Annotated in this window: 25 protein-coding genes and 2 riboswitches; of the genes, 5 read left to right on the forward strand and 20 right to left on the reverse strand. The window is 48.6% G+C overall.

All coding sequences use genetic code 11. The features are described 5' to 3' along the window. Position 1: 1 nt before the first annotated feature. Entirely contained in the window at positions 2 to 2,044 is a 2,043-nt protein-coding gene (locus F3H97_RS13030; RefSeq protein WP_196431601.1) for a heavy metal translocating P-type ATPase, read from the reverse strand. A gap of 109 nt (positions 2,045 to 2,153) precedes the next feature. Next, positions 2,154 to 2,516: an ArsR/SmtB family transcription factor gene (locus F3H97_RS13035; RefSeq protein WP_015880762.1), complete on the reverse strand. Its 363-nt coding sequence runs from the start codon at positions 2,514 to 2,516 to the stop codon at positions 2,154 to 2,156. Positions 2,517 to 2,665: 149 nt separating this feature from the next. Here F3H97_RS13035 and yhfH point away from each other — a divergent pair, with 149 nt between their 5' ends. Next, entirely contained in the window at positions 2,666 to 2,824 is a 159-nt protein-coding gene (yhfH, locus tag F3H97_RS13040; RefSeq protein WP_015880761.1) for a protein YhfH, read from the forward strand. Between the two features lie 34 nt (positions 2,825 to 2,858). On the opposite strand, the gene F3H97_RS13045 is transcribed toward yhfH, so the two are convergent. From F3H97_RS13045 to F3H97_RS13055, 3 genes are all read right to left on the reverse strand, one after another. After that, positions 2,859 to 3,191, reverse strand: a complete 333-nt coding sequence (locus F3H97_RS13045) for a fluoride efflux transporter FluC (protein ID WP_078147891.1) — start codon at positions 3,189 to 3,191, stop codon at positions 2,859 to 2,861. Positions 3,192 to 3,201: 10 nt separating this feature from the next. Further along, positions 3,202 to 3,588 (reverse strand): fluoride efflux transporter CrcB, encoded by a 387-nt coding sequence (crcB, locus tag F3H97_RS13050; RefSeq protein WP_196431602.1) that lies wholly within the window; start codon positions 3,586 to 3,588, stop codon positions 3,202 to 3,204. Positions 3,589 to 3,667: 79 nt separating this feature from the next. Then, positions 3,668 to 4,870, reverse strand: a complete 1,203-nt coding sequence (locus F3H97_RS13055) for an ornithine--oxo-acid transaminase (protein WP_196431603.1) — start codon at positions 4,868 to 4,870, stop codon at positions 3,668 to 3,670. A 155-nt stretch (positions 4,871 to 5,025) separates the two neighbouring features. On the opposite strand from F3H97_RS13055, the gene F3H97_RS13060 reads away from it, so the two are divergent. Further along, on the forward strand, positions 5,026 to 7,080 hold the full coding sequence (locus F3H97_RS13060; RefSeq protein ID WP_196431604.1) for a sensor domain-containing protein: 2,055 nt from the start codon (positions 5,026 to 5,028) through the stop codon (positions 7,078 to 7,080). A gap of 17 nt (positions 7,081 to 7,097) precedes the next feature. Here the strand turns inward: F3H97_RS13060 and F3H97_RS13065 are convergent, their stop codons facing one another. Next, positions 7,098 to 8,501: a basic amino acid/polyamine antiporter gene (locus tag F3H97_RS13065; protein ID WP_196431605.1), complete on the reverse strand. Its 1,404-nt coding sequence runs from the start codon at positions 8,499 to 8,501 to the stop codon at positions 7,098 to 7,100. Positions 8,502 to 8,724: 223 nt separating this feature from the next. Between F3H97_RS13065 and F3H97_RS13070 the strand changes: the two genes are divergently transcribed. Then, positions 8,725 to 10,350 carry a peptide ABC transporter substrate-binding protein gene (locus tag F3H97_RS13070; RefSeq protein ID WP_159563514.1) on the forward strand — a complete coding sequence of 542 codons (1,626 nt, stop codon included), beginning with the start codon at positions 8,725 to 8,727 and terminating at the stop codon, positions 10,348 to 10,350. Positions 10,351 to 10,697: 347 nt separating this feature from the next. Here the strand turns inward: F3H97_RS13070 and F3H97_RS13075 are convergent, their stop codons facing one another. The 3 genes from F3H97_RS13075 to ade all read right to left on the reverse strand — a co-directional run bounded on the left by F3H97_RS13075 (position 10,698) and on the right by ade (position 14,747). Then, positions 10,698 to 12,290 carry a Na+/H+ antiporter NhaC family protein gene (locus tag F3H97_RS13075; RefSeq protein ID WP_159563513.1) on the reverse strand — a complete coding sequence of 531 codons (1,593 nt, stop codon included), beginning with the start codon at positions 12,288 to 12,290 and terminating at the stop codon, positions 10,698 to 10,700. A gap of 112 nt (positions 12,291 to 12,402) precedes the next feature. Next, a riboswitch (Lysine riboswitch) is annotated at positions 12,403 to 12,577 on the reverse strand. 57 nt (positions 12,578 to 12,634) lie between these two features. Next, entirely contained in the window at positions 12,635 to 12,919 is a 285-nt protein-coding gene (locus F3H97_RS13080) for a hypothetical protein (RefSeq protein WP_015880753.1), read from the reverse strand. A gap of 118 nt (positions 12,920 to 13,037) precedes the next feature. Next, positions 13,038 to 14,747, reverse strand: coding sequence for an adenine deaminase (gene ade, locus F3H97_RS13085; protein WP_196431606.1), 1,710 nt, complete (start codon positions 14,745 to 14,747; stop codon positions 13,038 to 13,040). Between the two features lie 119 nt (positions 14,748 to 14,866). Here ade and F3H97_RS13090 point away from each other — a divergent pair, with 119 nt between their 5' ends. After that, the gene (locus tag F3H97_RS13090) at positions 14,867 to 15,403 is read left to right on the forward strand and encodes a gamma carbonic anhydrase family protein (RefSeq protein ID WP_074037800.1); all 537 of its coding nucleotides are present in this window, start codon (positions 14,867 to 14,869) and stop codon (positions 15,401 to 15,403) included. 109 nt (positions 15,404 to 15,512) lie between these two features. Beyond that, positions 15,513 to 15,698: a hypothetical protein gene (locus tag F3H97_RS13095; RefSeq protein WP_074037801.1), complete on the forward strand. Its 186-nt coding sequence runs from the start codon at positions 15,513 to 15,515 to the stop codon at positions 15,696 to 15,698. A 104-nt stretch (positions 15,699 to 15,802) separates the two neighbouring features. On the opposite strand, the gene F3H97_RS13100 is transcribed toward F3H97_RS13095, so the two are convergent. The 11 genes from F3H97_RS13100 to F3H97_RS13150 form a co-directional block, all read right to left on the reverse strand. Next, on the reverse strand, positions 15,803 to 16,357 hold the full coding sequence (locus F3H97_RS13100) for a nitroreductase family protein (protein ID WP_230872862.1): 555 nt from the start codon (positions 16,355 to 16,357) through the stop codon (positions 15,803 to 15,805). Between the two features lie 93 nt (positions 16,358 to 16,450). Then, a complete protein-coding gene (gene lysA, locus F3H97_RS13105) occupies positions 16,451 to 17,743 on the reverse strand; it encodes a diaminopimelate decarboxylase (protein ID WP_196431608.1) in 1,293 nt (430 codons plus the stop codon). Then, entirely contained in the window at positions 17,713 to 18,801 is a 1,089-nt protein-coding gene (gene alr, locus F3H97_RS13110; protein WP_196431609.1) for an alanine racemase, read from the reverse strand. The genes lysA and alr overlap by 31 nt, the downstream gene beginning before the upstream one ends. A gap of 14 nt (positions 18,802 to 18,815) precedes the next feature. Further along, complete coding sequence (locus tag F3H97_RS13115) at positions 18,816 to 19,742, reverse strand: branched-chain amino acid transaminase (RefSeq protein ID WP_015880746.1); 927 nt, start codon at positions 19,740 to 19,742, stop codon at positions 18,816 to 18,818. A 49-nt stretch (positions 19,743 to 19,791) separates the two neighbouring features. Beyond that, positions 19,792 to 20,499 (reverse strand): 2,3,4,5-tetrahydropyridine-2,6-dicarboxylate N-acetyltransferase, encoded by a 708-nt coding sequence (gene dapD / locus F3H97_RS13120; RefSeq protein ID WP_196431610.1) that lies wholly within the window; start codon positions 20,497 to 20,499, stop codon positions 19,792 to 19,794. Further along, complete coding sequence (dapB, locus tag F3H97_RS13125; protein WP_196431611.1) at positions 20,477 to 21,226, reverse strand: 4-hydroxy-tetrahydrodipicolinate reductase; 750 nt, start codon at positions 21,224 to 21,226, stop codon at positions 20,477 to 20,479. The genes dapD and dapB overlap by 23 nt, the downstream gene beginning before the upstream one ends. Then, entirely contained in the window at positions 21,223 to 22,104 is an 882-nt protein-coding gene (gene dapA, locus F3H97_RS13130) for a 4-hydroxy-tetrahydrodipicolinate synthase (protein ID WP_196431612.1), read from the reverse strand. The genes dapB and dapA overlap by 4 nt, the downstream gene beginning before the upstream one ends. 12 nt (positions 22,105 to 22,116) lie before the next feature. Next, positions 22,117 to 23,112, reverse strand: coding sequence for an aspartate-semialdehyde dehydrogenase (locus F3H97_RS13135; RefSeq protein ID WP_196431613.1), 996 nt, complete (start codon positions 23,110 to 23,112; stop codon positions 22,117 to 22,119). A 12-nt stretch (positions 23,113 to 23,124) separates the two neighbouring features. Then, positions 23,125 to 24,324 (reverse strand): aspartate kinase, encoded by a 1,200-nt coding sequence (locus F3H97_RS13140; protein WP_370568594.1) that lies wholly within the window; start codon positions 24,322 to 24,324, stop codon positions 23,125 to 23,127. 114 nt (positions 24,325 to 24,438) lie between these two features. Further along, positions 24,439 to 24,618, reverse strand: a riboswitch (Lysine riboswitch). Positions 24,619 to 24,695: 77 nt separating this feature from the next. Next, entirely contained in the window at positions 24,696 to 25,124 is a 429-nt protein-coding gene (locus F3H97_RS13145; RefSeq protein ID WP_196431615.1) for a GNAT family N-acetyltransferase, read from the reverse strand. Next, positions 25,118 to 26,278 (reverse strand): alanyl-tRNA editing protein, encoded by a 1,161-nt coding sequence (locus F3H97_RS13150; RefSeq protein WP_196431616.1) that lies wholly within the window; start codon positions 26,276 to 26,278, stop codon positions 25,118 to 25,120. The genes F3H97_RS13145 and F3H97_RS13150 overlap by 7 nt, the downstream gene beginning before the upstream one ends. Positions 26,279 to 26,327: the final 49 nt, after the last annotated feature.

The following is a 26,327-nucleotide window of genomic DNA, read 5'->3' on the forward strand; positions in this document are numbered from 1 at the left end:
TTCATGATGTCATACGAAGTAACCGCGTCGCATTCGCGATGGCAAGAAGCGCCACTCCCACGTCCGCAAATACCGCTTCCCACATCGTTGCGATGCCGAACAATCCTAAAAGCATGACAAGTGCTTTGATTCCAAAGGCAAGGAAAATATTTTGCCAGACGACGCGCTTCGTTCGTTTGCCTAGCTCAATGGCCCGAATGACATCCGTTGGCGCATCATGCATCAATACCACGTCCGCCGCCGTGACTGCTGTATCGCTTCCGACGCCACCCATGACGAGACCGACGTCTGCCCGGGCCAAAGCCGCCGCATCATTCATACCATCCCCGACAAAAGCAACTTTACGCGTTCCGACCATCCGTTCGATTGCCTCCACTTTCTCGTGCGGCAGCAACTCCCCTCGTACTTCATCCAATCCGAGTTGCTTGCCAATTTTTGTAGCGACTTCTCGACGATCTCCAGATAGCATGACCGTCTGGATTCCGATTCGTTTCAATTGTTCGATTGCAGCCATCGCATCCGGCTTTACCGTATCCATCAGTTCGATTCGTCCAAGCCAACGATTATTCTTCATCACATGTACACTCGTCCCGATTGACGAATCTTCAATCACTTGACCTAACCGTTCCATGTAACGGGTACTCCCTACATACACCTCGTCGTCACCATCTCGTGCATGGAGACCATATCCCGGCTCCTCTTGAATCGAATCAAACGATTGAACCTCCCCAGCACGACGGACGATTGCTTGCGCAAGAGGATGATTGGATGCTTGTTCGACACGGGCAGCTAACCGTAACAGTTCATCGCTAGTGATGTCGTCTGTCGTCACGATATCGGTCACTGCAAATCGCCCGGTCGTCAATGTTCCTGTTTTATCGAAGACCACTGCATCTACTTCAGTCAATGTATCAAGGAACTCGCCACCCTTTACAAGAATCCCTTGTTTCGATCCAGAACCGATTCCCCCGAAATAACCTAACGGGATTGAAATCACAAGTGCACAAGGGCAACTGATGACGAGAAAAATCAAGGCCCGGTAAATCCATTCATTCAAGTCCCCTACAAACAAGGGTGGAACGAATGCGACAAGTGTCGCCATGACTACCACAATCGGTGTATAGACTTTTGCCAAGCGCGTGATCATTTGTTCCGTTTTTGCTTTCTTTCCATTTGCCTCTTCGACGAGAGCAATCATTTTTTGAAGGCTTGATTCAGCCGCGAGCTTTGTCGTTTCAACGATGAGACGCCCTTCGATATTGACCATACCTGCCAACACTTCCTCGCCCGCGCTAACTTGCCTCGGAACGGATTCACCAGTCAATGACGACGTATTTAAAGAGCTCGCCCCACTCACGACGAATCCGTCCATCGGGACTAGTTCTCCTGAACGAATGACGAGGTGTGACCCGACCGTTACTTCTTCCGGCAATCGTTCCATTTCCTGACCCGCCTCGAGTACACGCGCTCTGGTCGGTTTCATATTCAACAAGGACTGAATCGATTTTCGGGAGGCGCGTACCGCCCGTCCTTGCACATATTCCCCAAGTTGATAAAACAGCATGACCGCCACCGCTTCCGGGTATTCCGAAATGGCGAATGCCCCGATTGTCGCGATGGTCATTAAAAATTTCTCGTCAAACCATTCCCGGTTCCATATGTTCCGGACCGCACCGTATACGACGTCGTAACCGGCAAGTGAATATGCCGCAATATATCCTAAAATCGAATCTGTCCAAATCGCCATCGAAAAAATAAGAGCGGCTGTGAGAAATCTCCAAAGCGTCCAATCTCGTCCTTCGGTTTGATCGTCATCTTGTTTTACAAACTTCGCTCCCGGTTCAATCCGCCCCATCGTCTGCTCAATTGACTGAAGCATCTTGTCACGGTTCGACGGGTCCACCCATTCAATCACCATACGACTCGTCGCAAAATCAATTTGGCAAGATGCGACTTCTTCACGTTTCGCCACATCCCGCTCAATTTTAGCCGCACAATTAGTACAGGTAATACCGGACACAGGTAGTACGTCTCGATTTCTCATCATATCCCCCTAACATTCAAATGCTCGTTTGAATATATCGTATCGTGAATTGAAATTGAAGACAAGTACCAAAAAATGACCGTCCCTCGAATGAGCGCGGTCATTGAACTTAAACGTCTTTTTGTTCTTCACTGTGTGTCAATGCGATTTCAACGAGCTGTCTCACGTGCTCATCATCCAATGAATAATAAACGACTTTCCCTTCTTTACGATACTTTACCAATCCTTGTTCAAGTAATGTCCGTAAATGGTGAGATGCGGTCGCGTTAGAGTGACCGATAACGGCCGCCACATCGCATACACATAGTTCATGTTCGAGCGTCAACACATACAGCACTTTTAGACGGGTCGGATCAGCGAACGCTTTAAACAAACGACTGACTCGAGGCGCATCTAATTGCGCCAAGGCGGTTTGTAGCGTTGGAACGTCCTCTGATTGAATTCCAATCGTTTCACACTGTGGCACTTTCATTTTTTTCACCTCGTCTTTTGATGTGTATAGTGTAGCAAAAAATCCTGAATATATCTGTTATATATTATAGTTGACTTAACGCCATCTGTTATAATACAATCATGACAACAACCAATACTGTGACACATCTACGAAGGAGGCATTTTCATATGAATGAATGGGCGAGCCGACTCGAATCATCTGTCGAGTTTTATCAAAAACTACCGGACAAAACGTGCCAGGAATGTGGGAAACATATGGATGAACAGTGCGAGTCATACGAAACGACTTGTGCTTCATGTACCGAGAAGCTTCAACTTGCAGAATAAAACAACGCCCCTTCGAGATGGAAGGGGCGTTGTTTTAGATTGACCAGCCGATATAAGCAGCCAGTATTCCAAACAGATATGTCGCAAGGAGATAAAGTCCGAATCGAATCCAGTCTTTTGTCGCAAACCGCATCAATTCAAGTTTCAAAGTTGAAAACGTCGTAAACGACCCTAAAAATCCAATCCCTAAAAAGAGAAGGAGCGACGGATGGCTCGTGTGGGCATATAAATACCCAAGGGCAAACGAACCCGACACATTGACGAATAATGTTGCAAATGGAAAGGTGGAATCAGACCACCGTTTCATCAGTTGACCGATAGCAAAACGACACATCGCACCAAAAAAGGCACCTGTCGCAATCCACATGATTGTCACTCTATTTCACCTCACCTTTTCGTCTCACGCCGACACGATAACCAAGCCATGAGCTCCCGAGTCCAAGCGTGATACTCAAAAAGACGTATAGAAGCGCCAGTCCTATCCGACTTTCGTCTAATAATCGAATCGTTTCAACGCTAAACGTGGAGAATGTAGTGAAGGAACCAATCATTCCAGTCCCCACAATCGTGACGAATTGAGGAGAAAGTTTACCCGTTCGAAGAAACATGTGAGTCAACCACCCTAACAAAAAACTACCGATGAGATTGATGAGCAATGTCGAAATCGGGAATGCGCTCGGTCCAATCGAATCGATCATCATACCAAGACCATAGCGTGCCAAAGCACCGACCGCCCCTGCCAATCCGACATATATGTAAATCATCCAACTCCTCCTCCACGAAAAAGACACCTGCTAGGCAGGTGTCGATTGAACTGACTTCATTATACCAAGCTGACGCTTTTTACGAAATAGCTGCGGGGGCCAATACGGCTTCGATTGCTTCGAATGCTTGGTCGAGTTCTTCTTTCGTGATCACAAGCGGTGGTGCCAATCGAATCACGGTTTCATGTGTTTCTTTACAGAGAAGTCCCCGCTCTTTTAGCGCCTCACAATAAGGACGAGCCGACTCCGTCAACTCAATGCCGATAAAGAGTCCACGTCCGCGAACGTCACGAATCATCGGATTGTCGATCGACTTCAAGCGATCCATGAAGTACGTCCCGAGTTCTAGCGAACGTTCCGGTAGGTTTTCTTCTTCTAACACTTCAAGAGCCGCGACGGAGACAGCCGAAGCAAGCGGGTTTCCACCAAACGTCGACCCGTGCGAGCCTGGGTTGAAGACCGAAAGAATCTCCTGGTCAGCTGCAACACATGAGATTGGGAAGACTCCGCCTCCAAGTGCTTTTCCGAGAATATACATATCCGGTGTGACGTCTTCCCACTCGATGGCAAACCACTTTCCAGAACGACCAAGTCCAGACTGAATTTCATCTGCGACGAAGAGGACATTATGTTCTTTACAGAGCTCAGATGCCCGCTTCAAATAACCAGCCGGCGGAATGATGATTCCAGCTTCCCCTTGAATCGGTTCAACGATGAACGCCGCTGTATTCTCTGTGATCGCCGCTTCGAACGCGTCGATATCACCGTATGGCACAACTTTGAACCCTGGCAATAGTGGTCCGAATCCACGCTGATATTCTGCTTCTGTCGACATCGACACAGCAGCCATCGTCCGTCCATGGAAGTTTCCTGAGCAGACGATGATTTCCGCTTGTCCAGGAATGCCCTTCACGTCATATGCCCAACGACGTGCTGTCTTCACGGCCGTCTCGACCGCTTCTGCACCCGTGTTCATCGGTAACACCATCTTTTTCTTTGTAAGCGTTACCACTTTGTCGTAAAAACGTCCGAGTTGATCGTTATAAAAGGCGCGCGACGTCAACGTGATCTTATCCGCTTGATCTTTAAGCGCTTGGATGATCTTCGGATGACAGTGCCCCTGATTGACAGCAGAGTATGCACTTAACATATCCATGTAGCGATTCCCCTCAGGATCGGTTACCCAAATCCCTTTCGCCTCCGAAATGACAATCGGTAGTGGATGATAGTTATGTGCCCCGAACTTCTCTGTCAATTCAATCACATCATGTGTTTTTGACATATTGTTTCCCCCTTATTCAAAACTATCTTACTCTTTCAGTATATGACGTCCCTCTTTCTTTTGACAATGACGAACTTAAGCATTCCTTGAATTGGCAAAATCAGGTACACTGACATTAGAATATGCATTTAGCATGACAGATTGGAGGAAATGATGTGGCTTCATTGCGTGATTTACCAGTAGATGAATTCATCGATGCTTTATCTGTTCCGTGTTGTTATATTTCTCAAGATGGTACGGTCCTATTATGGAATACGCATGCCGAAGTTTTATTCGGCTGGGAACGTGACGAAGTCCTCCATCAACCGCTGCCGGTCGTCCGGCAATTAGATCATGCTCTCGAAACATGGTCGCCGCTCCTCCTTCAATATCCATTCTCGACAACGGCGATGACGCCGTTTCAACATAAGGATGGCTCCGTCATCTACGCGACTGCCTACCTGCAATCTTTTTCGCTCGAAGGGATTTATGGTTATTTTTTAGCGTTTCTCCCAAAAGGATTTGGACCGCTCATCAGTACAGAACAGTTCAATCTACTTCATCATTTTCAAGAGATGATCAAACAGTCCACGCATTACTTGGCGACAAATGCGAAAGGCGAGATTGTAGACATCAATCCTTCGTTATGCCGTCTACTCGATGCGACGGAGCAACAGCTAATCGGACGCGAATGGTTCGAACTCATTCATGATTCAAGTGAACAGGACGGGATTTCGCGTAACGTTTTAAAATCACTTGCGACTAATCGGATTTGGAACGGTGAGATGCCGATTTCCTGTAAGCAACATGAGTCAGAGCCGTGTTGGCTTAACTTGACTGTCGTACCGATTGTTAGTGAGAAGAATGAAGTGATTCAATATACCGCATTCGGATTTGATGTGTCGGAAAAGAAGCGTCTTGAAAAAGAAGTCCAGTTCCTCGCTTATCAAAATGAGTTGACCGGACTTTATAATAAAAAAGGGTTTTTACGTCGCTACGACTCAATCCTTCGACAAATCGATGAGCGAGAAGGTCTCCTTCATATTGCCTTGTTTGATATCGACCGCTTCAAAATTATCAATGAGTCATTCGGGTCTCGCGTTGGGAACGAACTTCTCATCCAAATCAAAGAGCGCGCACTGCATCTTATTCCGGAATCCGCTCTTTTATTCCATCCTACGGGCGGACTGTTCGGTGTCATGTTCTTCGAGGAATCGAAAGAAGAAGTGTTCCAAGTACTCCGACATCTGCAACACGAACTGCAACGTCCGTTCCGGATTTACCATCACTCCATCATGGTATCGATTTCGATTGGATGCGTATTTTATCCGTCTTCGACAAGTTCACTCGAGGAACTGTATACACGTGCTGAAAGTGCCCTCTTCAAAGGGAAACAGATTGGCGTCGGTACGATTCAATTTGTGACCAAAGATATGGATGCCGCTTTCTCGAGACAAATCCATATTGAGAAGGCGATGTACCGAGCCCTTGAAGAAAAGCATTTTTATCTTGAGTATCAACCAAAGTATGAACTCGCCACAGACCGGCTCATCGGTTTTGAGGCACTCCTTCGTTGGCATCACGACGAACTGGGACAAATCCCGCCTTCAGAGTTCATTCCGCTCGCGGAAGAGATGGCACTCATCGTTCCCATCAACAACTGGGTCATCTTAGAGGCAACGAAACAACTGAAAGCCTGGAAAGCCGAGTTCGATCAACCGCTCTCGATGGCAATCAACATTTCGCCTAATCAATTCCGAAGCGACAGTTTTTTGAATACGTTACGAAACATCAAGCAACAACTCCAGCTCGACCCGGCAGACATCATTTTGGAGATCACGGAAAGTCTCGTCATGCAACAAACTGATGAAATCATCGAACGCATGGAACAAATCAAACGCTTGAACTATCGACTGTCGATTGACGATTTCGGAACAGGCTTCTCGTCCTTGCAGTATTTGAAGTCCTTCCCGGTCGATGAACTCAAAATCGATAAAGTCTTTCTCGATGATTGGATGGCGTCCAAATCTCACCTCCTCGATGTCATCGTCCATCTTGGGAAGAGTTTAAATCTCCACGTCGTCGCAGAGGGAGTCGAAGATGAAGAGATGTTGGCACACTTAAAGTCGACAGATTGCGATTCTTTCCAGGGCTATTTATATGCGAGACCTGCTTCACCAAGTGTAATCGAACAATTACTCCGATCATCAAAAAACTCACCGGACGCTTGAGACGCCGGTGAGTTTTCTTATAGGGCAATCGCGGCTGTCCAAAGTCCATAAATGCCATAGGTCGCACATAATAGAATAATCAAGGCAATCATCGACTGGGTACGGTTCAAGAACGGTCGTCCTTGTTCCCGTTCTGCCAAAAGAAAGACGAAGATGCCAGGTGCGTATAGAATCATCGCAATCAAGACATACTCGAATCCTGAAGCATAGAGTAACCAGGCGGCGTATAGCGAGGCAATCCCGGAAACGACCATCATCCGTAGCGACGTCGCCCGCTTCGCCTCCATCCATCCATAGAGTGCCGAGAATAAATAAGGAACGAGTGCTGCGATTCCAGCGATGCTTGAAAGCACGAGATACGTCTGTTCTGAAAACAAGGCGATGGCCGTGACCACTTGAGTGAACGCTTGGGTGATGAATAGCGCGTTCACTGGTGTTTCGTTCGCATTCAAACGGTGAAATACTTTCGGAAACACCCCATCCCGGCTCGCCACGTACGAAATCTCCGTTGCTAAAATCGTCCAGCCGAGCAATGCGCCTGTTAATGATACGAGCAGTCCGATGTTAATCAATGTTGCGCCGAACGGGCCGACGACCGCTTCTAACACATATGCCATCGACGGTTCAGGCAACGCAGCGAGTTGCTCCTGTGTCATGACACCAAACGAGAAGATGGAAATCATCATGTAAATCAATAACGTCCCAATGAGGCCAATGACCGTGGCAAGACCGACATCTTTTTTGTGACGTGCGCGCGATGACAATACGACCGCTCCCTCGATACCGACAAATGCCCAGAGTGTGACGAGCATCGTCGACTTCACTTGTGGAAACACATCCGCCCAAACAAACCCTATTTCTCCCCAAAAATCGACTTGGAACGTATCTATTTTAAACGCGAATAGGATCAACACGATGAACAAGATAATCGGGACGAGTTTCGCAATCGTTGTCACGATATTGAGAAGTGCCGCTTCACGCATCCCACGTGAAATGAGCCAAAATAAGCCCCAAATCAGAACGACACTCACGAACAAGCGAAACAGTCGGTGTTCTGCTGAGAATATAGGAAAAAAATAAGCCAATGTACTGAAAATCAATGTGATATTGGCTACCGTCCCAATCCAAGCCGACATCCAGTACCCCCATCCGCTGTTGAATCCGACAAACTTCCCGAAACCTTCACGGGCATAGGCGTAAATTCCGCCTTCTAGCTCTGGCCGCGTGTTTGCTAAAAACTGAAACACAAAGGCGAGCATAATCATGCCGACACCCGTAATTCCCCATCCAATTAAAACTGGTCCGACCCCTGCCCCTTGTGCCATTGCACCAGGCAGGTTAAACGCACCTCCACCAATCATGGTCCCGACGACCATTGCCGCAAGACCGAAAAAGCCGATTCCGGCTGAATGTTGTTTCAAGTTAACGCCTCCACTACTATCCTATCTGTACGAATAACTATACAAAAATATTGTATAATCATTCGTTGATTTTTCTATTCTACTTCCTGAAAGGATTGATGAATAGTCATTCTAAATAAGTTTATATTTTCGGATAATTTGAAAAATTCCATTGCATATTCATGTCAGATGTAGTTTAATTACAACATATTCTAAATTATCAGAATTTTCGGGAGGTTGTATGATGCGTAACAAAAAATGGTTAGCGTTATCGGGGGTCGCATTATTGGCGACGGCTGCTTGTAGCACAGGAGATGACTCATCAAGTTCAGAAGGTTCATCTTCGAGCGATGCGAAAAAAGAAATCACAATGGTATCGGCGACGGACTTGCCGCAGCTCGATCCGACACTGACAACAGACTCGACATCGATCATCGTGACAAACAACGTGTTCGAAGGATTGTATCGTCTAGATGAGAACAACCAACCGACACCGGGGATTGCCGAAGATGTCGAAGTATCTGAGGATGGACTTACATACACGTTCAAGTTACGTGACGCAAACTGGTCAGACGGTTCTCCAATTACAGCTGAAGACTTCGTTTACTCTTGGAAACGTGCCCTCAATCCTGAAACAGGTGCGGAGTATGCCTATATTCTTCAAGACTTGAAAAACGCGAACAAAATCCTTGCGGGTGAAATGTCGCTCGACGACCTCGGCGCAAAAGCGATTGACGAAAAAACGCTTGAAGTACAATTGGAAGCACCAGCTCCTTATTTCTTAGGTTTGACTGGATTCCCAACGTATATGCCGCAAAAACAAGAGTACGTCGAAGAGCAAGGCGAAGAGTTTGCAACATCTGTCGACAAGACACTCTATAACGGACCTTACGTCTTGAGCGAGTGGCAAGACAATGCAGGATGGGTTTACAAGAAGAACCCTGAATATTGGGATGCTGAAAACGTCAAGATGGACACGATCAACGTCAAAGTCGTAAAAGACGTATCGACTGGGGTCAACTTGTTCGAGTCGGGTGAAGCGGACTACACGCTCCTCTCTTCTGAATTCGTTCCGCAATTCGAAGATAGCGACGAGTTCAAAACGCGTGCCGATGCTCGAATCAACTTCCTTCGTTTCAACCAAAAGAACGAAGCGCTCCAAAACGTCAACATCCGTGAAGCACTTGCGAAAGGATTCGACAAACAGAGTGTGACAGATGTCATCTTAACAGATGGATCGCAACCGGCGAACTATATCGTAGCGAAAGACTTCACCTTCACAGAAGACGGAGCTGACTTCCGTGAGAAGTATCCAGACCTCCTCAACTACAACGTAGATGAAGCAAAAGCCGCGTGGGAAAAAGGATTAGAAGAATTAGGTGTTGAAACAATCGAACTCGAGTTCCTCTCACGTGACGAAGAAGCGTTCAAGAAAGTGAACGAGTTCATCAAAGGCGAACTTGAGAAGAACTTGCCTGGTTTGACACTTAACATCAAACAGCAACCGTTCAAAAACTTCCTTGATCTTGAAGGGAAAGGCGAATATGATGTTTCTGCAGCTGGTTGGGGCCCTGACTATCAGGATCCGATGACATACCTCGACATGTGGGTCACAGACGGACCGTTTAACCGTATGGAGTACTCGAATGACGAATATGATCAGTTGATTCAATCTGCGAAGAAAGAAGCCGATCAGATGAAACGTTGGGAAGCAATGCAAGAAGCAGAACGCATCCTTCTCGAAGAAGACTTTGCCATCGCTCCGATTTATCAAAAAGGTGAGGCATACTTAGAGCGTTCAAACATCGAGAACATGTACCGTCACCCGTTCGGTGCCGATGCAAGTTTCAAGTGGCTTGACGTGAAATAATGATTGTAACCTCCTTGATTCCTACATGGACCAGGGAGGTTTTTCTGTCGTGAAAGTCTCTCTATAAAGAGTTTGACACTGCGGTCCACCTTATTAGCTGTCACGATCTGCATCATGAATGTATCTGGATTGGATGACAAGAACATCTACTTCGCCTCCATTTTGGTTGCTCGAGACACCTTGGTTTTCTTTGTACGTCATTCCTCTTCATTACCACAGCCTATCACTCTACATCATAGTTCCCTTTTGGTTCATTCTCGGTAAACTACTCTACCGTCTCACTTATGCAGTGACGACCGCACATAAAAAATGACTTCCATCGATTTGATGGAAGTCATTTTCATCTATCACGCCTCACGCTTTGCGCGAAGTTCTGCAGGTACTTTTCCACGTTTTGAAATCACTTCTGCGACTCCTACCAATACGATAAACGAAATCAATGCAGCGAAGAATCCGATCCAAATCGATGCTGTAATCCCGAGCACCAAGTAACCGATCGCTGACACGACCGCTGCAAGAATAGCATACGGCAATTGTGTCACCACGTGGTCGATGTGGTGCGAGCCCGCTCCTGTTGAGCTGAGAATCGTTGTATCTGAAATTGGTGAACAGTGGTCACCAAACACCGCGCCGGCCAATACAGCCGCAAGTGACGCGAGAAGAAGTTCCGGTTCAACAGCCATGATCAAGTCGGCACCGATCGGAAGCATCAAACCAAATGTTCCCCAACTCGTTCCTGTCGAGAATGCCATGATTCCGGCAATCAAGAAGAGAAGGAGTGGCAAGTAAGATGCAGCGATCGTATCTGTCACGAAGCTCGCCAAGTATTCACCAGTCTTCATGTCGCTGATGACCGCAATGATTGTCCAAGCAAACAAGAGAATCAAGACAGCCGGCCACATGGCACGAACGCCTTCCCATGCCGCTTTTCCATAGTCACGCGTTGGGATTTTACGACCAATGAGAAGCAAGAATGCGACAATCAAACTGATGACAACACCCGCAACGAGTGAGCGTGTCACGTCTGTCGATTCGAAGGCTCCAATCAACGAGAAGTCTTGACCGTCAGCCGCGAGCGCTTGACCACCCGTGTAAAGCATCGCTGACACTGTCGCAATGATAAGCGTGATAATTGGTACGATCAAATCACGTACTTTTCCACCTTCGTGCTCGTGTAAATCTTCGCTCATTCCCATCGGCTTTCCTTTTGCCGAATCATACAACTCCCCTTGGAGAGCACGAAGTTCGTGCGTGCGCATCGGTCCGATGGCAAGTCCAGTGAATGCCACATATGCTGTCAAGAGTAGTGCGAAGACGGCATAGAAGTTCATTGGGATGATTTGAATGAATGCAGAGAATGACGAATAGCTGTCAATCGAGTATTTTGCCAAAATACCTGCGATGATGGCGATGATATATGCACCCCAACTTGAAAGCGGGCTGATGACACAGACAGGTGCTGCCGTTGAGTCAATCGTGTAAGCCAACTTTGCACGTGAGATGTTTTTACGGTCTGTGAGTGGACGACTGATGTTTCCGACCGCCAAGCTATTGAAGTAGTCATCGATAAAAATCAAAATACCAAGTCCGAATGAGACGAGACGTGCACCGCGTGCTGTCTTGACGTTCGCCGCAGCCCATTCACCAAATGCGCGTGCGCCACCTGATGTTTGAATGATTGACGATAAAATCCCGAGAAGGAGCAAGAACGCAATCAACAAGACGTTCCATTCGTTGATGGCTCCATCCGCCCAGAATAAGGCGATGATGTTCGACCACAAGTATTGAATCGAATCAATTGGATTGAAGTTATGCAAGAGAAGGACTCCTGCGATAATCCCGACACCGAGTGATGGGATGACCTTTCGTGTTGTGATTGCCATAATAATTGCAAGTAATGCCGGTACGAGTGAGAGTACCGATGTTGAATAATCTACCATGCTGAATTCCTCCTTTTTTATTAGGATGAGGCCCCCCTATGCTTAAAAAAACGCAAAGCGAGGGCATCGGCAACAAAGCCGACACCCTCGCTGGATGTTCCGTCTTTCTTAGCCGACTTGGAGCGCTCCATACGTAAATATGTATGGCAGTCCGACGGGTATTTCCCGTCAGCCCAGCACAACCCCACGGACATGGTGTTGCACTTCGGCGATCCTGCCTTTTTGTAGTCCTCATCGTTGTCATCCTCCGACTACTTACTCATCAGCATCGCACCTCTACCTCATCGATAGCACGAATATTCATTTAAAGTTACGTCTAAATTATCACAGGTTGGTGTCACATATCAATAGTTTTTTTCATCACGAATGATTCGCTTCAAGACAGCGAGTGCTTCTTGGTCATTCGTTTCCACCGCTTTAAAGAAGTCGTTGAAGAAGTGATACAACACGAATCGGTCAGCGTGAGACTTCGTCTGTTCTTTAATCGTAGAGAAAATGAGTCGTCGTAAACGACGTTTTGTCTGAGTTTCTTCTGGTAGTTCTTCGCATCGGTCCTTGAAAGCACGATATACAGAATTGATCAATTCCTCATGTTCATCATACGACCGATTGTAAGCAACTTGTTCCATCTGTAATATCCCCCCTTTCAATGTTGACCCGATGAAACTTGACGTAACTATACCAACTTCCCGTCACGCATTCAATCGTTATCGGCGGTTCTTAACAAAAATCATACGTTAGACCGAGTCAAGCGTTGATGAATGAGAACGTGGTCACGTCGAACAATCCCATATCGGTCAATTTCAAGTCAGGAATGACCGGTAAGGCGAGGAAGGACATCGTCAAATACGGATTGAAATGACGATGGGCTCCCACGACATCTAGCGCATCATTGAGCTGTTCCAGAATCTCTGCCACTTCACGATATGGTCGCTTCGTCATCAGTCCACCAATCTCGAGCGGAAGGACGGCAAGCACTTCTCCTTCCGATACGGCGACGACCCCTCCCCCTACTTTTTCAAGCGTTCTCGCCGCGAGCAACATGTCTTCCGGGCTGACCCCGGCGACGACCAAGTTATGGCTGTCATGGGCAACCGTGGCTGCTAGGGCACCTCGTTTCAAGCCGAATCCCGAGACCGGGGCAAGAGCCATATGGCCTGTCCCATGATGGCGTTCGATGACGGCAAGCGTCGCGATATCCTGCGATAAATCTGCGCCTGATGCGTCTGGTTGGAACGTGAGACGCTGTCGTTTCGTCAACAAGCTGTTCGGAAGCACTTGAATGACATCGATTTCTTCTTCACTTGCGGCAAGTCGGAACGACTCGGCGGTCAATTCGGGTAAAGCGAGCTCACCTTTCATCGGTTTTGGCACTTCAATCCCTTCCGATTCAAACGTCGCATTCCCCTTCTCCGCGACGAGCGTACCATTCACATAGACTTGTTCGATTTTTACCGATTCGACGTCTGACAAGATAACGAAGTTCGCCTTCTTACCAGGTGCGATCGCCCCGACCTCTTTTAATCCATAGGCCTCTGCGGCATGTAGACTTGCAATGGCATAGGCCGTTTCCGGCTTAACCCCTTGCTTGATGGCGGTACGGATGTTGTAGTCGATTCCACCTTCCGCGACCAAGTCATCCAAATGCTTATCATCCGTACAGAAAAGGAAGCGGTGGGCATTGCTTTCCGTAACGGCTAGGCTCACCTTCTCCACGTTTCGAGCAACGGACCCTTCCCGAATTTGAACGTAGAATCCACGTCGCACTCGTTCAATCGCCTCTTCCGCAGTCGTACATTCATGATCCGTCATGATTCCTGCTGAGCGATATACATTCAATTGATCGGGGTTGAGACCTGAAGCATGTCCATCCACGACTTTACCCGCTTGTTCCGTCTGCGCGATCTTTTGAAGCATGTCTTCACTTCCGGCTTCAACTGATGGATAGTCCATGACTTCGCCTAGGCCATGCACCCCTGGATCTCCTAAAAACGGTACCAAGTCTTCTGCATACAGTTTTGCGCCCGCATGTTCAAATGGTGTCGCTGGTACACAACTCGGAAGCATCATCCGAACGTCGAGTGGAAGTCCTTTCGCATCTGCTAACATGTACTCAATCCCGAGTGCTCCGTTCACATTCGCAATCTCATGAGGGTCAGCAATCACCGTTGTGACACCAAGTGGTAAGACTGCTTTCGCAAATTCATGCGGGGGGACCATCGATGACTCGATATGGACGTGCGAATCGATAAAGGACGGCGCAAGCGTCCACGTCGGATCGTGATACTCGACCTCTCCATCGTACCCTTCCCCAATAGCCACGATATATCCTGCGTCGATGGCGACGTCTGTACGAATCGTCTCACGACTGTACACGTCAATCACTGCGACGTCTTTAAAGACGACGGCCGCTTTCTGTTTCTTTGCGGCGATGTCAATCAAATGTTGTTTCTCCATCTCTCGATCTCCTTATTCAATGTATTTTAACTATCTTACCAAGAATATTCTTTTCGTTGCAATTTCTTTTTCAAGTTGTGCGACAATGATAACATATCTTTCTGAAAGGGGTTACAACGATGCAATACAAATTAGGAGAGTTGACACCAAAAGTCGATCCGACGACTTATCTTGCACCAGGGGCACACGTGATTGGAGACGTGACCATCGGTGCTCACTCGGGAGTATGGTTCAATACCGTCATCCGTGGAGACGAAGGACCCATTCAAATCGGTTCATACGTCAACATTCAGGATGGTTCGATGATTCATCAATATGAAGGCTCACCGACAATCATTCATGATCGCGTCTCGATTGGCCACATGGCGATGATTCACGGCTGTGAGATTGAAGAAGATTGCTTGATTGGTATGCACGCTACCGTACTCGATGGGGCGAAGATTGGAAAAGGGTCCTTTGTCGCTGCCGGTGCGCTCGTCACACCAAACATGCAGATTCCTGAAGGGGTGATGGTCATGGGCGTCCCAGCAAAAGTCGTTCGTCCATTAAACGATGAAGATCGTTTTATCATGGAGAGAACGGTAAAGAAATATGCCAAGCGTGCCGAACAATATAAGCAGTCGTGCGTTCCAGTTCGCGAAATCCAACAATTGTGAAAGCGTTTACAAGATTCATAAAATGTTAACGTTTCTCTCGAATTTTCTACATAGTTCCTTTGTATACTGAAGTTGTAGCCAAGCTGATGTATTGAAAGGAGCCCACTCTATGTATCCGAACCATGATCAACTCATGCTAGACCTGTATGCCTCGTCCATCAATCCAAGTTATGGCCTTCATATCGATGATTCATTCGATGATGCCCTTCATGGCGCACATCGAGAGGTTTGGGAACGTATGCATTTGGATAATAGTAGAGAAGAAGATTCTAAAAATGGAGGAACGACTGGATGATTCCAACGACTGTGATTCAAGATTGGCTCGCAACAAAATTAAAGCGATAACTGACCGATAAATAGATCAAGCGAGCGAAGGGATTCCCCATCGCTCGCTTTTTATTATTCAAACATGATGAGATGCGAATCAATCGGTTGTCGCGCTTTCGGTGTAGGGATATCTTCTGTGTCATATTTCCCGATTTGCAGGAGACCGATAAACGTCTCCCCTTCCGCCCCGATCATTTCTTTCAACCGTGCATCATCAAACAGTCCACCCGTCCGCCAGACCATTCCGATCTCACGTTCACTTAAGAGCAGCTGAACATTTTGAATGAATGTCGCCGTCGCGAGTAACGCGTCACGATTCCCTTTGTCCGTTTCAAAATGTTTTGCCGTCACATACATACAGGTTGCCGCATTTAAAATCCGTCCCGTCACCTTTTCGCGTTGCCCTTCTGACGCCTCCGAGAAGGCTGGTTCGAGCGCATCGAGTAACACTTGCTTCCCGTCTCCATTGAACACATACACGTTCCATGGTTCGACTTTATTGTGAAATGGTGCATGATGTGCCGATTGCAACACTTCATAGAGCACTTTCGTATCGATTGGTTCTTCTTTGAACATACGGACCGTACGTCTTTCTTCAATTAGCTTTTGTGCTGCTGTCTTTGTCATGACCGTCACTTCCCCTTTTTTTCTCTTCTCTATCATAATTGAAAAACGTTCTCATTTCAAAATCAAAAAAAGACTACAGATTGCTCTGCAGTCTTACGTTGATTGTCCAATGACCTCACATGCCACCAAGTCTTCAAACGTTTGGCGACGAACGACAAGTCGATGTGCCCCGTCCTTCACGAAGACAACAGCTGGACGAAGCATCTGGTTATAGTTGCTCGCCATGGAGAAATTGTACGCTCCTGTTGCTTTGACAAGTAATAAATCACCTGGTGTGACAGGGGGGATCAATGAGCGGTTCGAGATGATGTCTCCCGACTCACAGCACGCTCCGACTATTTTTGCCTCGAGCGTCTTCTCTTTATTCATCCGTGTCGCTGCCACGACCTCATACTCCGCGTCATACAATGCCGGACGGATATTGTCCGTCATCCCGCCATCGACAGACACGAATGTACGAACGCCACTCACTTCTTTGACGGTCCCCACCTCATAAAGCGTGGCACCCGCATTGGCGACGAGCCAACGTCCTGGCTCAATCCCGATTTTCGGAAGTGGCAATTCACGTGCCTCGACCTCCTCGACCAACGTCTCCATCACTTGCTCCATCGTCTGGGCAAAATCGAGATATTCGTCTTCATCCAAGTAAGCGACGCCGAATCCCCCGCCGATGTTCAAGACGTCCGTCGTATAGCCGGTTTCCTGACGAATCGTACCCATGAAGCGCACCATCGTCTTCACCGTGTTGATGAAGAGGGTCGGATCTTGAATTTGAGAACCGACGTGACAATGGATCCCCTTCAACTGTAAGTGCTCGGCTTCTAACGTCGCACGAATCGCGTCTAAATACGTGTCGTCATGCGTCGGGAAACCGAATTTTGTATCAACCCCACCCGTTTGAATCGCCGCATGGGCACCCCCGACAACTTGAGGCACAATGCGGAGAAGCACATCGACTTCGCGATTGTATTCAGCCGCAAGTCCTGACAAGAGGCTGATCTCCCGCATATTGTCGATGGTAAAGTGTGTAATCCCCTGTTCGAGAGCATACGTGATGTCAAGAATCGTCTTGTTTGAGCCGTGAACGTGAATGCGCTCCGCCGGTACACCGGCATGCAGTGCCACGTACATCTCACCCCTTGAGACGACGTCGACACTTAACCCTGCGGCCATCACTTTTTCATAAACGGCCGCAATCGATAATGCTTTTGACGCGTATAACGCATACGTGTTCGGATACTTATCTAGAAACGCATTCTGGACAATCCCAAGGCGACGCTCTAGTTCTGGCTCACTCATGATGTATAAAGGTGTCCCGTACGTCGCTTGAAGTTCACGGACGGACACGCCTTCGATCAAACATTCTGATTGATTGGTGGTGTACATACAATTCCTCCTTCAAAGCGATGTGGGACACGCCACGAACGGGCACAGAGCTGTTCTGAGTTGTTGGCATAGCCAACACGTGTCACGTCATCGATTTTCGTCTCGATTCCATATAATGTGACGCGGTCGCCGATTTGTACGTCTTCGTCGACTTTGATGAAGCTATGGCTCATAAAGATGTTACTGATGAACGGGTATGCTTTCCCCTCGATGTGAACAGGCAAGTGACGTCTCGCCCGCATCAATCCATCCCCATATCCGACAGGTAAGACAGCAATCCGTTCTTTCGATTCCGCGGTATATCCCGTTCCATACCCGACATGAGCCCCCGCTTCGATGTCGTGGACGGCAACCACTTCTGTCTCCCAATAAAATGCAGGTACGAGCCACTCAACCGGCTCAACCGATGAATAACCGTATAAGAAAATACCGACACGCACATGTGTGCAATGGTGCAAGCGCGAGTCGTCTTGAAGCGTGGCCGCACTATTTGCCGCATGGATCAGTTCAAACGTATGACGTTCCATCAAACGTGTCGACCAGTCGGCAAAGCGTTCGACTTGGACGCTATGCTCGACTTCGGCATTGTCTGCATCCGCAAGTGGAAAATGTGTACATAGTCCGACAAGGTTCAATCCTTCATTTTGGCAGAAAGCGACGATCTGTAGTGCTTCCTCAAACGTTTTAGCACCGAATCGGTTCATGCCGACGTCTAATTTCAAATGAAGGCGAACGCCATCGAGATGCTCACGCTGTGAAACGAGCCATTCATACGAGCCGATTGCGACGTCAAATTCATGGGTATGCACGTGTTCCCACGTGTATATCGGATTCATGACGAGGACGCGAGCCGACTCTGCATGCGTTCGCACTTCAATCGCTTCTTCTAACGTGGTCACCATGAAGTGACGGACTCCTTCATCATACAAAGTCGTCACAACTGGCTCCATTCCTAGGTTATAGGCATTGTTTTTCACGACCGCAAACACGGGGCGCCCGAGCGCTTCAATCCGGCGTTTGTTTTCGCGAATCGCATTCAAGTCAATTGTGACTCCCATCGTGCAAAACTCCTTTACTCTTTTACTGCTGATTTCACAAATGTGATCCAATCGCGGTGTTCCGGAAGCTGTCCTGTTACGGCTTCACGATAGCGTGTCAACATTTCTGTCGCAACCGTCTGGATACCTCCACCAATCGAGATATGGTCGACCTCGATGACGCTCGTCACCTCGGCTGCCGTTCCCGTTAAGAAGATTTCATCAGCCACATAGAGCTCATCGCGTCCGATATGGCGCTCGACGATTTCATAACCGGCCTCGCGAGCCAATTGCATCACCGTTTGACGTGTGATGCCATCGAGTACAGAACAGTCAAGGGACGGTGTCGTAATCGTTTTTCCTTTCACGAGGAAGATGTTCGCGACACTCGCCTCACTGACGTTTCCGTTCATATCAAGGGCAATCGCTTCGTCGAATCCGTCACGGAGCGCCTCTCCTTTTAATAGCTGTGAGTTCATATAGTTCGATGCTGCTTTCGCTTGCATCGGCATCATTGTAGAAGACACGCGGCGATACGAGGCCACTTTCGCTCGAATCCCGACCGTCTTGTTGAAATATTCACCGAGCGGCCAACACGAGATGGCAACATGTACCTTCGTCTCAGCAGTCGGCATAAGTGCTTGCCATGGTGTTCCAAGGAAGACGAACGGACGGATGTAGCATGCTTCAAATCCGTTTCGCTCAATCAATTCCATCGTAGCTTGTTCGAGTTCATCTACCGTATACGGTAGCGTGACGTGGTAGTATGCACACGAGCGAACAAGTCGCTCCAAGTGTTCACGCAATCGGAAGATGGCAGGACCTTCCTCCGTGTGATACGCGCGAATCCCTTCAAAGAACCCGCTTCCGTAATGAATCGCGTGTGTCATGATACTCGTGTTTGCGTCAGTCGGCTCAATCCAAGCCCCGTCTTTCCACATCCATTGTCCATACTGTTCCATAATGCAACTCTCCCATTCCTCATTTTTTATATTTTCTGTCTATTATACGTTAGAGAGAGCGTAAGTCATCAACAAGTTGCGTTTTTTCAGAAGTTTTTTCATCTTTCTGTTTGATGATTCGTGCAGGTGTTCCCGCAACGACAACACCTGGAGGGACGTCTTGTGTGACGACACTTCCTGCCGCGACAACTGCGTTTTCACCGACGCGAACGCCCTCTAAGATGACTGCGTTCGCCCCAATCATGACACCATCCTCGATGATGACCGGATCTTTTGAAGGTGGCTCAAGAACCCCTGCGACCACGGCACCTGCGCCAAGGTGAACGTTCTTCCCGAGCGTTCCGCGTGCTCCGATGACAGCGTTCATATCGACCATCGAACCATCTCCGATGACAGCTCCGATGTTGACGACAGCTCCCATCATGACGACCGCGTTGTTGCCGATTTGAACGTGATCTCGGATGAACGAGCCTGGTTCGATTCGGGCATTGAGTTGTGTCGTATCGAGCATCGGTACAGCACTGTTGCGACGATCATATTCAAGATGAGAATCTGTGATGACCGATGCATTGGCTTCTAAGAATGCCGCAGCGCGTTCTGCCGTCGTCAAAAACAGTTTCGACTCATCCGTTCCGAATGCTTTCGCTTCCTCGATTTCAAGACCCGCCAATTGACCGTTGACGTAAAGCTTAACTGGTGTTTCCTTCTTAGCATCTTTAATATATTGTGCGATTTCATAAGCGTTTGTGAGTAACATGAGTAGCCTCCTCGTATAAGTTCGATAGATTATAAAGTCCTGCCGGGCGATCAATGATCGTTGCCGCAGCGGCAAGGGCCCCGTTTGCAAAGACGCGTTTCGATAACGCAGTATGTTTCAATTCAATCATTTCATCATCTCCGGCGAAGAGCACGGTATGCTCACCGAAGATCGTGCCACCCCGAATGGAATGCATGCCCAACTCTTCGGTAGCACGCGCTTCCCGACGCGACGTTCGTTCGTAAATCGGTGTCACGTCACGCTTCGCTTCGATGGCACGTGCCAATAATTCTGCCGTCCCGCTTGGTGCGTCCACTTTCTTCCGATGATGTGCCTCAATCACTTCAATATCATATCCGAGAGTGAGCGGGACAAGTTGGTCAAGCAACTGTTTCAACAGTGCAATCCCATATGAGGTGTTATAAGACTGAAAGATTGGGATCTCTTGTGAAGCCGTTTCGATCTCGGTCAATTCTTCCGGTGTGAAGCCAGTCGTCGCAATGACGAGCGGAATATTGCGTTCCCGTCCGAACGCGAGTAAATCAGGGAGTAACGCCGGGTTCGAAAAGTCGATCACGACATCGACGGGTACGTCCACCTCATTCAGAGTCGCCGTGTGCTCGTCACTTCCCAGTGAGACGATTGCCGTTACGTTTACACCTTGCGCATGAGCGACCTCTTCAACAATGCGTCCCATTGCGCCAAACCCATGGATGAGAACATTCATTGTCTCACCTCATTGAATTGTTCCATCGCCGATAGTAATTTCGCCTCAGCCGTTGCGCTCATTGGAACGAGCGGCAGACGTGGCGCACCGACTTCAAATCCTCGCGCTTGAAGCGCTGCCTTCACCGGAATCGGATTCACTTCTGCGAAAAGTTCATCGATGACTGGGAGTAAACGAATTTGCCACGTACGTGCTGTCTGCAAATCACCCGCCAATAGGGCGTCTGCCAACGCGACCGTCGCTCCCGGATAGACGTTTGATAAAACGGAGACGACCCCTTGTGCGCCCCAAGCCATGTACGGCAAGATTTGATCGTCATTTCCACAGTAAACGGTGAACCCTTCCGGAATATGGGCCATCATCTGCGCCATGACTGAGATATCCCCACTCGCTTCTTTCAAGGCCGTGATGCGCGGATGTTCCGCGAGCTCACTGACCGTTTCCGGTGCCAAGGCGACACCCGTCCGTGACGGAACATTGTAGAGCATGAGCGGAATCGGTGACGCATCCGCAATCGCAGTAAAGTGAGCAATCAGCCCGGCCTGTGTCGACTTGTTATAGTACGGTGTGACGACCATCGCCATCTCCGCACCAAGTTCGGCGGCCCGTTTCGTTTTCTCGATACTGACTGCTGTATTGTTCGAACCAGTCCCCGCGATGATCACGGCTCGACCGTTTGCGACCTCCACCGCTCGAACGAGCAATGTCTCAAACTCGTCATCAGTGATTGTCATCCCTTCGCCGGTCGTCCCGCCGATGACGAGACCCGTTACACCTTCTTGGATTTGGTCTTCAATTAATGCCGCCCATGCTTCTAGATTCAACTGCCCATTTTCTTGAAATGGGGTAGCTAGTGCTGTCGCCACTCCTGTGAACATGTCATCTCCTCCTTATTTCGTCGCTGTTTGACTAATCATACATTGTGCGATTTGAACGGCATTCGCTGCCGCCCCTTTTCGGACGTTATCTGCAACGCACCAAAGATGGAACGTATTGGGTTGTGAATCGTCTCGGCGAATTCGTCCGACATACACCTCATCCGTCCCGTTCGCATCGAGCGGTGTCGGATATGTCAATTCGGATGGATTGTCCATTAACACGACCCCTGGTGCATCGGCGAGGACTGCTTTCAGTTCTGCGACCGTCGCATCTCGTTCGAGCGACACCGTGATCGAGACCGCATGACTGTTTCGCACCGGCACTCGGACACAAGTGGCCGTCACCCCGAGGTTTGGCGCATTTAAAATCTTACGTGTCTCATCCATCATCTTCTGTTCTTCTTTCGTGTAGCCATCTTCTAGAAACACATCGATGTGCGGCAACACGTTATCATAAATCGGATACGGATAATTCGTCGGTCCCTCTCCGCGCGCACCGCGCTCGAGGTCATCGATCCCTTTTTGACCCGATCCCGATACCGCTTGATAAGATGTGTACGCGACGCGTGTCAGTCCGTATACTTCCGCTAGAGGCGCGAGCGCCACGACCGATTGAATCGTGGAACAGTTCGGGTTCGCGATGAGCGTTCTCTCCGGACTGAGTTCGACTCGGTTCACTTCCGGTACGATGAGTGGAATTCCTTCTTGCATTCGGAATGCACTTGAATTATCGATGACAATGACTCCTTGCTCACTCAACCGAGGGGCATATTGTTCACTGATGCTCCCACCTGCAGAGAAGAGTGCGATATCGATTGGGTCCGCATAAATCGCATCGGTCAATTCACGAATCACAATCGATTGCCCATTCACCTCGACCGTCTTTCCTGCCGAGCGGGCTGAAGCATAGAGTCTCAACTCGCTGATTGGAAATTCATATTCTGTTAAGACGTCAATCATTTTTTGTCCGACGGCACCTGTCGCACCGACGACTGCTACGTTATACATCATGCTACCCCCTTATAAGTTGAACCGGACCGCAATGGCTGCGACTGCCGCTTCTACGTCTTGTTCTTGAATCGTATAGGAAATACTGATTTCTGACGTCGTGACTTGATAGAATGGAATCCCCATCTCACGGAATGTCGCGAAGAGCTCTGATGCGACCCCTGTCGCGTCTCGCATACCGATTCCGACGACAGAAATTTTTGCATGTTCCGTATGACGATCGATTTTGATTTGAGGCAAGATCGCTGTCAACTCCGCGAGCGCCTCTTCTAAAAACGCCTCTTCATCGAGCGGACATGTGAACGAGAGAAACACTTCGCCGTCGAATGCCGTCTGTGAAATCATATCGATGTTGACGTGTCGCTCTGACAATCGTTCAAAGATGTCTGCGACTCCCGCCGCCGTATGCGGAATATGTTTGATTGAGACACTGAGTACGTTCTTGACGACACTCACACTCGTGACTGCTTTCTGTTCCATCGCTTGCGTCGTATCCATGATCCATGTTCCTCCTTCGCTCGAAAGCGTCTTCCCAACAAAAATATTGACGTCATATTTCTTTGCGAGCTCCACGCTCCGCATCTCCATCACTTTTGAACCGAGTGCACTCATCTCCATCATCTCGTCATAGGAGACCGTATCAAGCCGTTTCGCTGTCGGATGGATTCTTGGGTCCGTCGTATATACACCCGCGACGTCCGTATAAATTTCACAACGCTGATTGAGGACGGCCGCCAGTGCGACGGCTGTCGTGTCCGAACCGCCACGCCCAAGGGTCGTGACGTCTCCCGCTTCATTCACGCCTTGGAATCCGGCGACAATCAGGACGTCGTATTGACGCAACTTCTCGAGTAACACTTCTTTCCGAATCGCTTTGATTTTGCTCTTCGTATGAATTCCCATCGTATCGATCCCGGCTTGCTGCCCCGTTAATGAGATGGCCGGTACGCCTCGCGAGTTCAAGGCGATACTGAGTAGGCTGATGGTCTGTTCTTCTCCAACGGCGAGTAGCCGGTCGAGTTCGCGAATCATCGGGCGATCCGTGATTTGTTTGGCGAGCGACAAGAGCGAATCTGTCGTTTTGCCCATCGCCGATACGACGACGACCAATTTTTCACCGGTCGCCACACGTGTCTGTAAATAGTCCGAAATGGCTTGTATTTGTTCGATTGTGGCAACGGAGCTGCCACCAAATTTCAGTACGGTTGTCATCAAGTTCCCCACTTTCAAGATGTCCACCAACAGAAAAAGCGGCAGACCGGTAGGAAGCACTCTCCCTACGGTCTGCCGCTTGTACGCGCAGTTGAAAAACGATTAAAGAATCGTTCCGTAGATAGCGCTCCATGGTAGTTGACCATGGCAGTGTAGGCGTTGTTCACGACTACCCCAGCCTACATTCACACGCACGTGAACGTCGACTTCGGCGAATTTCCCCTTTCGGCTCGGTCCGGAGTGCGTCCGTTTCAACCAAGCTTACTCATGTCATTCGCAACCTCTATCTGTCAGTTGTTAGTATTAGTTATAACAAAACGAAATCTTCTTGCCAACCTTTTTTTAGAAAAATGGGATATTTCAAAAAAGGATTACCATGTTTTTCGCATCATGCGGTGCGGGATATTGGCATCCAAAAACTCATCTCCGAACGCCTCGTACCCGAGCTTTTCATAAAACGGAAGCGCCGTCAGTTGTGCACCCAATCGTAGTTCAACCAACCCTTTACGTTTCGCGACACGTTCAACTTCAATCATAATCTCTTTCCCATATCCATGGCCTCGGGCCGATTGAATCGTCGCCACTCGCTCCACTTTTCCGACAGTCGAGTCGACTGGACGAAGACGCGCTGTCGTCACAGGTTCGGAGTCAAGGAGCCCGACCACATGTGTACACATATCGTCTAAATCATCGTATTCTAAACTCGCATCGATTCCTTGTTCCTGAACGAATACGATTTCCCGAACTTGTTTGGCCTGTTCAATCAACGCTGCTTCGTTTCCCGATTGAATGATCAACATGGTAAAACTCCTTCCTGCAATCGTTTCACGATTTCTTCGATTCCCTTTTCTAGTTCCGCTACGGATGTGAAACGCGCTTGGGCCTGCTTATGGCTTCCACCGCCACGCCCGATTTTCATCTCTTGGAGCGCCGCTTTCAAGAATGTGCCGACGGCGATATCCTGTGTCCCATCATGCATGACGAACAATTTCTGCGTTCCATAGTTAGCGCCAACGGCAATTCGTCCTGTTGCTGCGATTCGTTCGATGATGGCGGTCGTCAACGTTTCCGCTTCTGTTCTCCCGACATGTAAGGCCACATAGTTATCTTCTTTCAACACGGCCTCCACTTTCGCTTTGGCAATCCGTTCTTCGAGCGTTTTGATTTCTTTTTCACGTTCCAAACGAATCGTATGTTCTTCGATTACACGGGCTGCCACGGATTCATTCGTTGTCGAGAATGTATGGTGAATCTTCCGCAACGCTGCTCGCGCTTGTTGAGTCGCCTTGATCGCTCGATTTCCCGCCACATACGTCAAGCGGAGATTCCCCCTCACTTTCTTCATCGCCGTCACATGGATGGTACCGAGTTGTCCCGTTGTCTCCACATGAGTGCCACCACATGCATTGTAATCTAGACCTTCGATTTCGACGATGCGAATCATCCCCGTTCGGTCCGTCTCTTTCCGTAAGCGCGCCCGGTCTACTTCTTCTTTTGGGATTTCATAGACACGAATCGGACGGTTTTCAAAGATGATTTGTTGCATCTCTTGTTCAAGTGCCTCAACGTGCGCCCAGTCCATCGTTGCCGTTTCAATCTCAATAGATGAATCGGTCTCTCCGATTCCCAAGCTGAGCGTCCGAATGCCATGACGGTCTTCCAAAATCGCCGTTATCACATGTTGAGCAGTATGCTGGATGGAATGATCCCGTCTGACGTCCTCATCGATTCGAACCTCTATCGTCGTGCCCGCTGGTAATGCTTCTGACAAGAGATGCCATACTTCCCCGTCCTTGATTTGTACGTCCAGTACAGGATGCGTCCCAATCCATCCACGGTCAGCCGGTTGTCCCCCACCTTCCGCATAAAACGGGCTGTTCTCGAGTGTGTGCCAATGACCGTTGCCGTCTTCCTTTATTGAGGTTACGACTGTACTTGCTGTATATGGTTCCATCTTGTCCTCCACCTTCTCTCTATAATCTGTTCAGACAACTAGTTTAATT

Source organism: Exiguobacterium sp. SRB7LM (assembly GCF_015712685.1).
Classification (GTDB): domain Bacteria; phylum Bacillota; class Bacilli; order Exiguobacteriales; family Exiguobacteriaceae; genus Exiguobacterium; species Exiguobacterium profundum.

What these genes read in the sequence shown, in the direction of transcription:
- F3H97_RS13135 (WP_196431613.1), bottom strand. Translation starts at nt 23,112, where the DNA reads ATGTATAACGTAGCAGTCGTCGGTGCGACAGGTGCCGTCGGACAAAAA.
- dapD (WP_196431610.1), bottom strand. Translation starts at nt 20,499, where the DNA reads ATGTTACTCACAAACGCTTATGAAATCGCACAATATATTAAAGATGCT.
- alr (WP_196431609.1), bottom strand. Translation starts at nt 18,801, where the DNA reads ATGGGAGTCACAATTGACTTGAATGCGATTCGCGAAAACAAACGCCGG.
- ade (WP_196431606.1), bottom strand. Translation starts at nt 14,747, where the DNA reads ATGGAGAAACAACATTTGATTGACATCGCCGCAAAGAAACAGAAAGCG.
- F3H97_RS13030 (WP_196431601.1), bottom strand. Translation starts at nt 2,044, where the DNA reads ATGAGAAATCGAGACGTACTACCTGTGTCCGGTATTACCTGTACTAAT.
- F3H97_RS13070 (WP_159563514.1), top strand. Translation starts at nt 8,725, where the DNA reads ATGCGTAACAAAAAATGGTTAGCGTTATCGGGGGTCGCATTATTGGCG.
- F3H97_RS13075 (WP_159563513.1), bottom strand. Translation starts at nt 12,290, where the DNA reads ATGGTAGATTATTCAACATCGGTACTCTCACTCGTACCGGCATTACTT.
- crcB (WP_196431602.1), bottom strand. Translation starts at nt 3,588, where the DNA reads ATGATTTACATATATGTCGGATTGGCAGGGGCGGTCGGTGCTTTGGCA.
- yhfH (WP_015880761.1), top strand. Translation starts at nt 2,666, where the DNA reads ATGAATGAATGGGCGAGCCGACTCGAATCATCTGTCGAGTTTTATCAA.
- F3H97_RS13045 (WP_078147891.1), bottom strand. Translation starts at nt 3,191, where the DNA reads ATGTGGATTGCGACAGGTGCCTTTTTTGGTGCGATGTGTCGTTTTGCT.
- F3H97_RS13090 (WP_074037800.1), top strand. Translation starts at nt 14,867, where the DNA reads ATGCAATACAAATTAGGAGAGTTGACACCAAAAGTCGATCCGACGACT.
- F3H97_RS13140 (WP_370568594.1), bottom strand. Translation starts at nt 24,324, where the DNA reads ATGACAACCGTACTGAAATTTGGTGGCAGCTCCGTTGCCACAATCGAA.
- lysA (WP_196431608.1), bottom strand. Translation starts at nt 17,743, where the DNA reads ATGTACACCACCAATCAATCAGAATGTTTGATCGAAGGCGTGTCCGTC.
- F3H97_RS13150 (WP_196431616.1), bottom strand. Translation starts at nt 26,278, where the DNA reads ATGGAACCATATACAGCAAGTACAGTCGTAACCTCAATAAAGGAAGAC.
- F3H97_RS13055 (WP_196431603.1), bottom strand. Translation starts at nt 4,870, where the DNA reads ATGTCAAAAACACATGATGTGATTGAATTGACAGAGAAGTTCGGGGCA.
- dapA (WP_196431612.1), bottom strand. Translation starts at nt 22,104, where the DNA reads ATGTTCACAGGAGTGGCGACAGCACTAGCTACCCCATTTCAAGAAAAT.
- F3H97_RS13100 (WP_230872862.1), bottom strand. Translation starts at nt 16,357, where the DNA reads ATGACAAAGACAGCAGCACAAAAGCTAATTGAAGAAAGACGTACGGTC.
- F3H97_RS13145 (WP_196431615.1), bottom strand. Translation starts at nt 25,124, where the DNA reads ATGTTGATCATTCAATCGGGAAACGAAGCAGCGTTGATTGAACAGGCC.
- F3H97_RS13115 (WP_015880746.1), bottom strand. Translation starts at nt 19,742, where the DNA reads ATGGAACAGTATGGACAATGGATGTGGAAAGACGGGGCTTGGATTGAG.
- dapB (WP_196431611.1), bottom strand. Translation starts at nt 21,226, where the DNA reads ATGAATGTTCTCATCCATGGGTTTGGCGCAATGGGACGCATTGTTGAA.
- F3H97_RS13080 (WP_015880753.1), bottom strand. Translation starts at nt 12,919, where the DNA reads ATGGAACAAGTTGCTTACAATCGGTCGTATGATGAACATGAGGAATTG.
- F3H97_RS13095 (WP_074037801.1), top strand. Translation starts at nt 15,513, where the DNA reads ATGTATCCGAACCATGATCAACTCATGCTAGACCTGTATGCCTCGTCC.
- F3H97_RS13035 (WP_015880762.1), bottom strand. Translation starts at nt 2,516, where the DNA reads ATGAAAGTGCCACAGTGTGAAACGATTGGAATTCAATCAGAGGACGTT.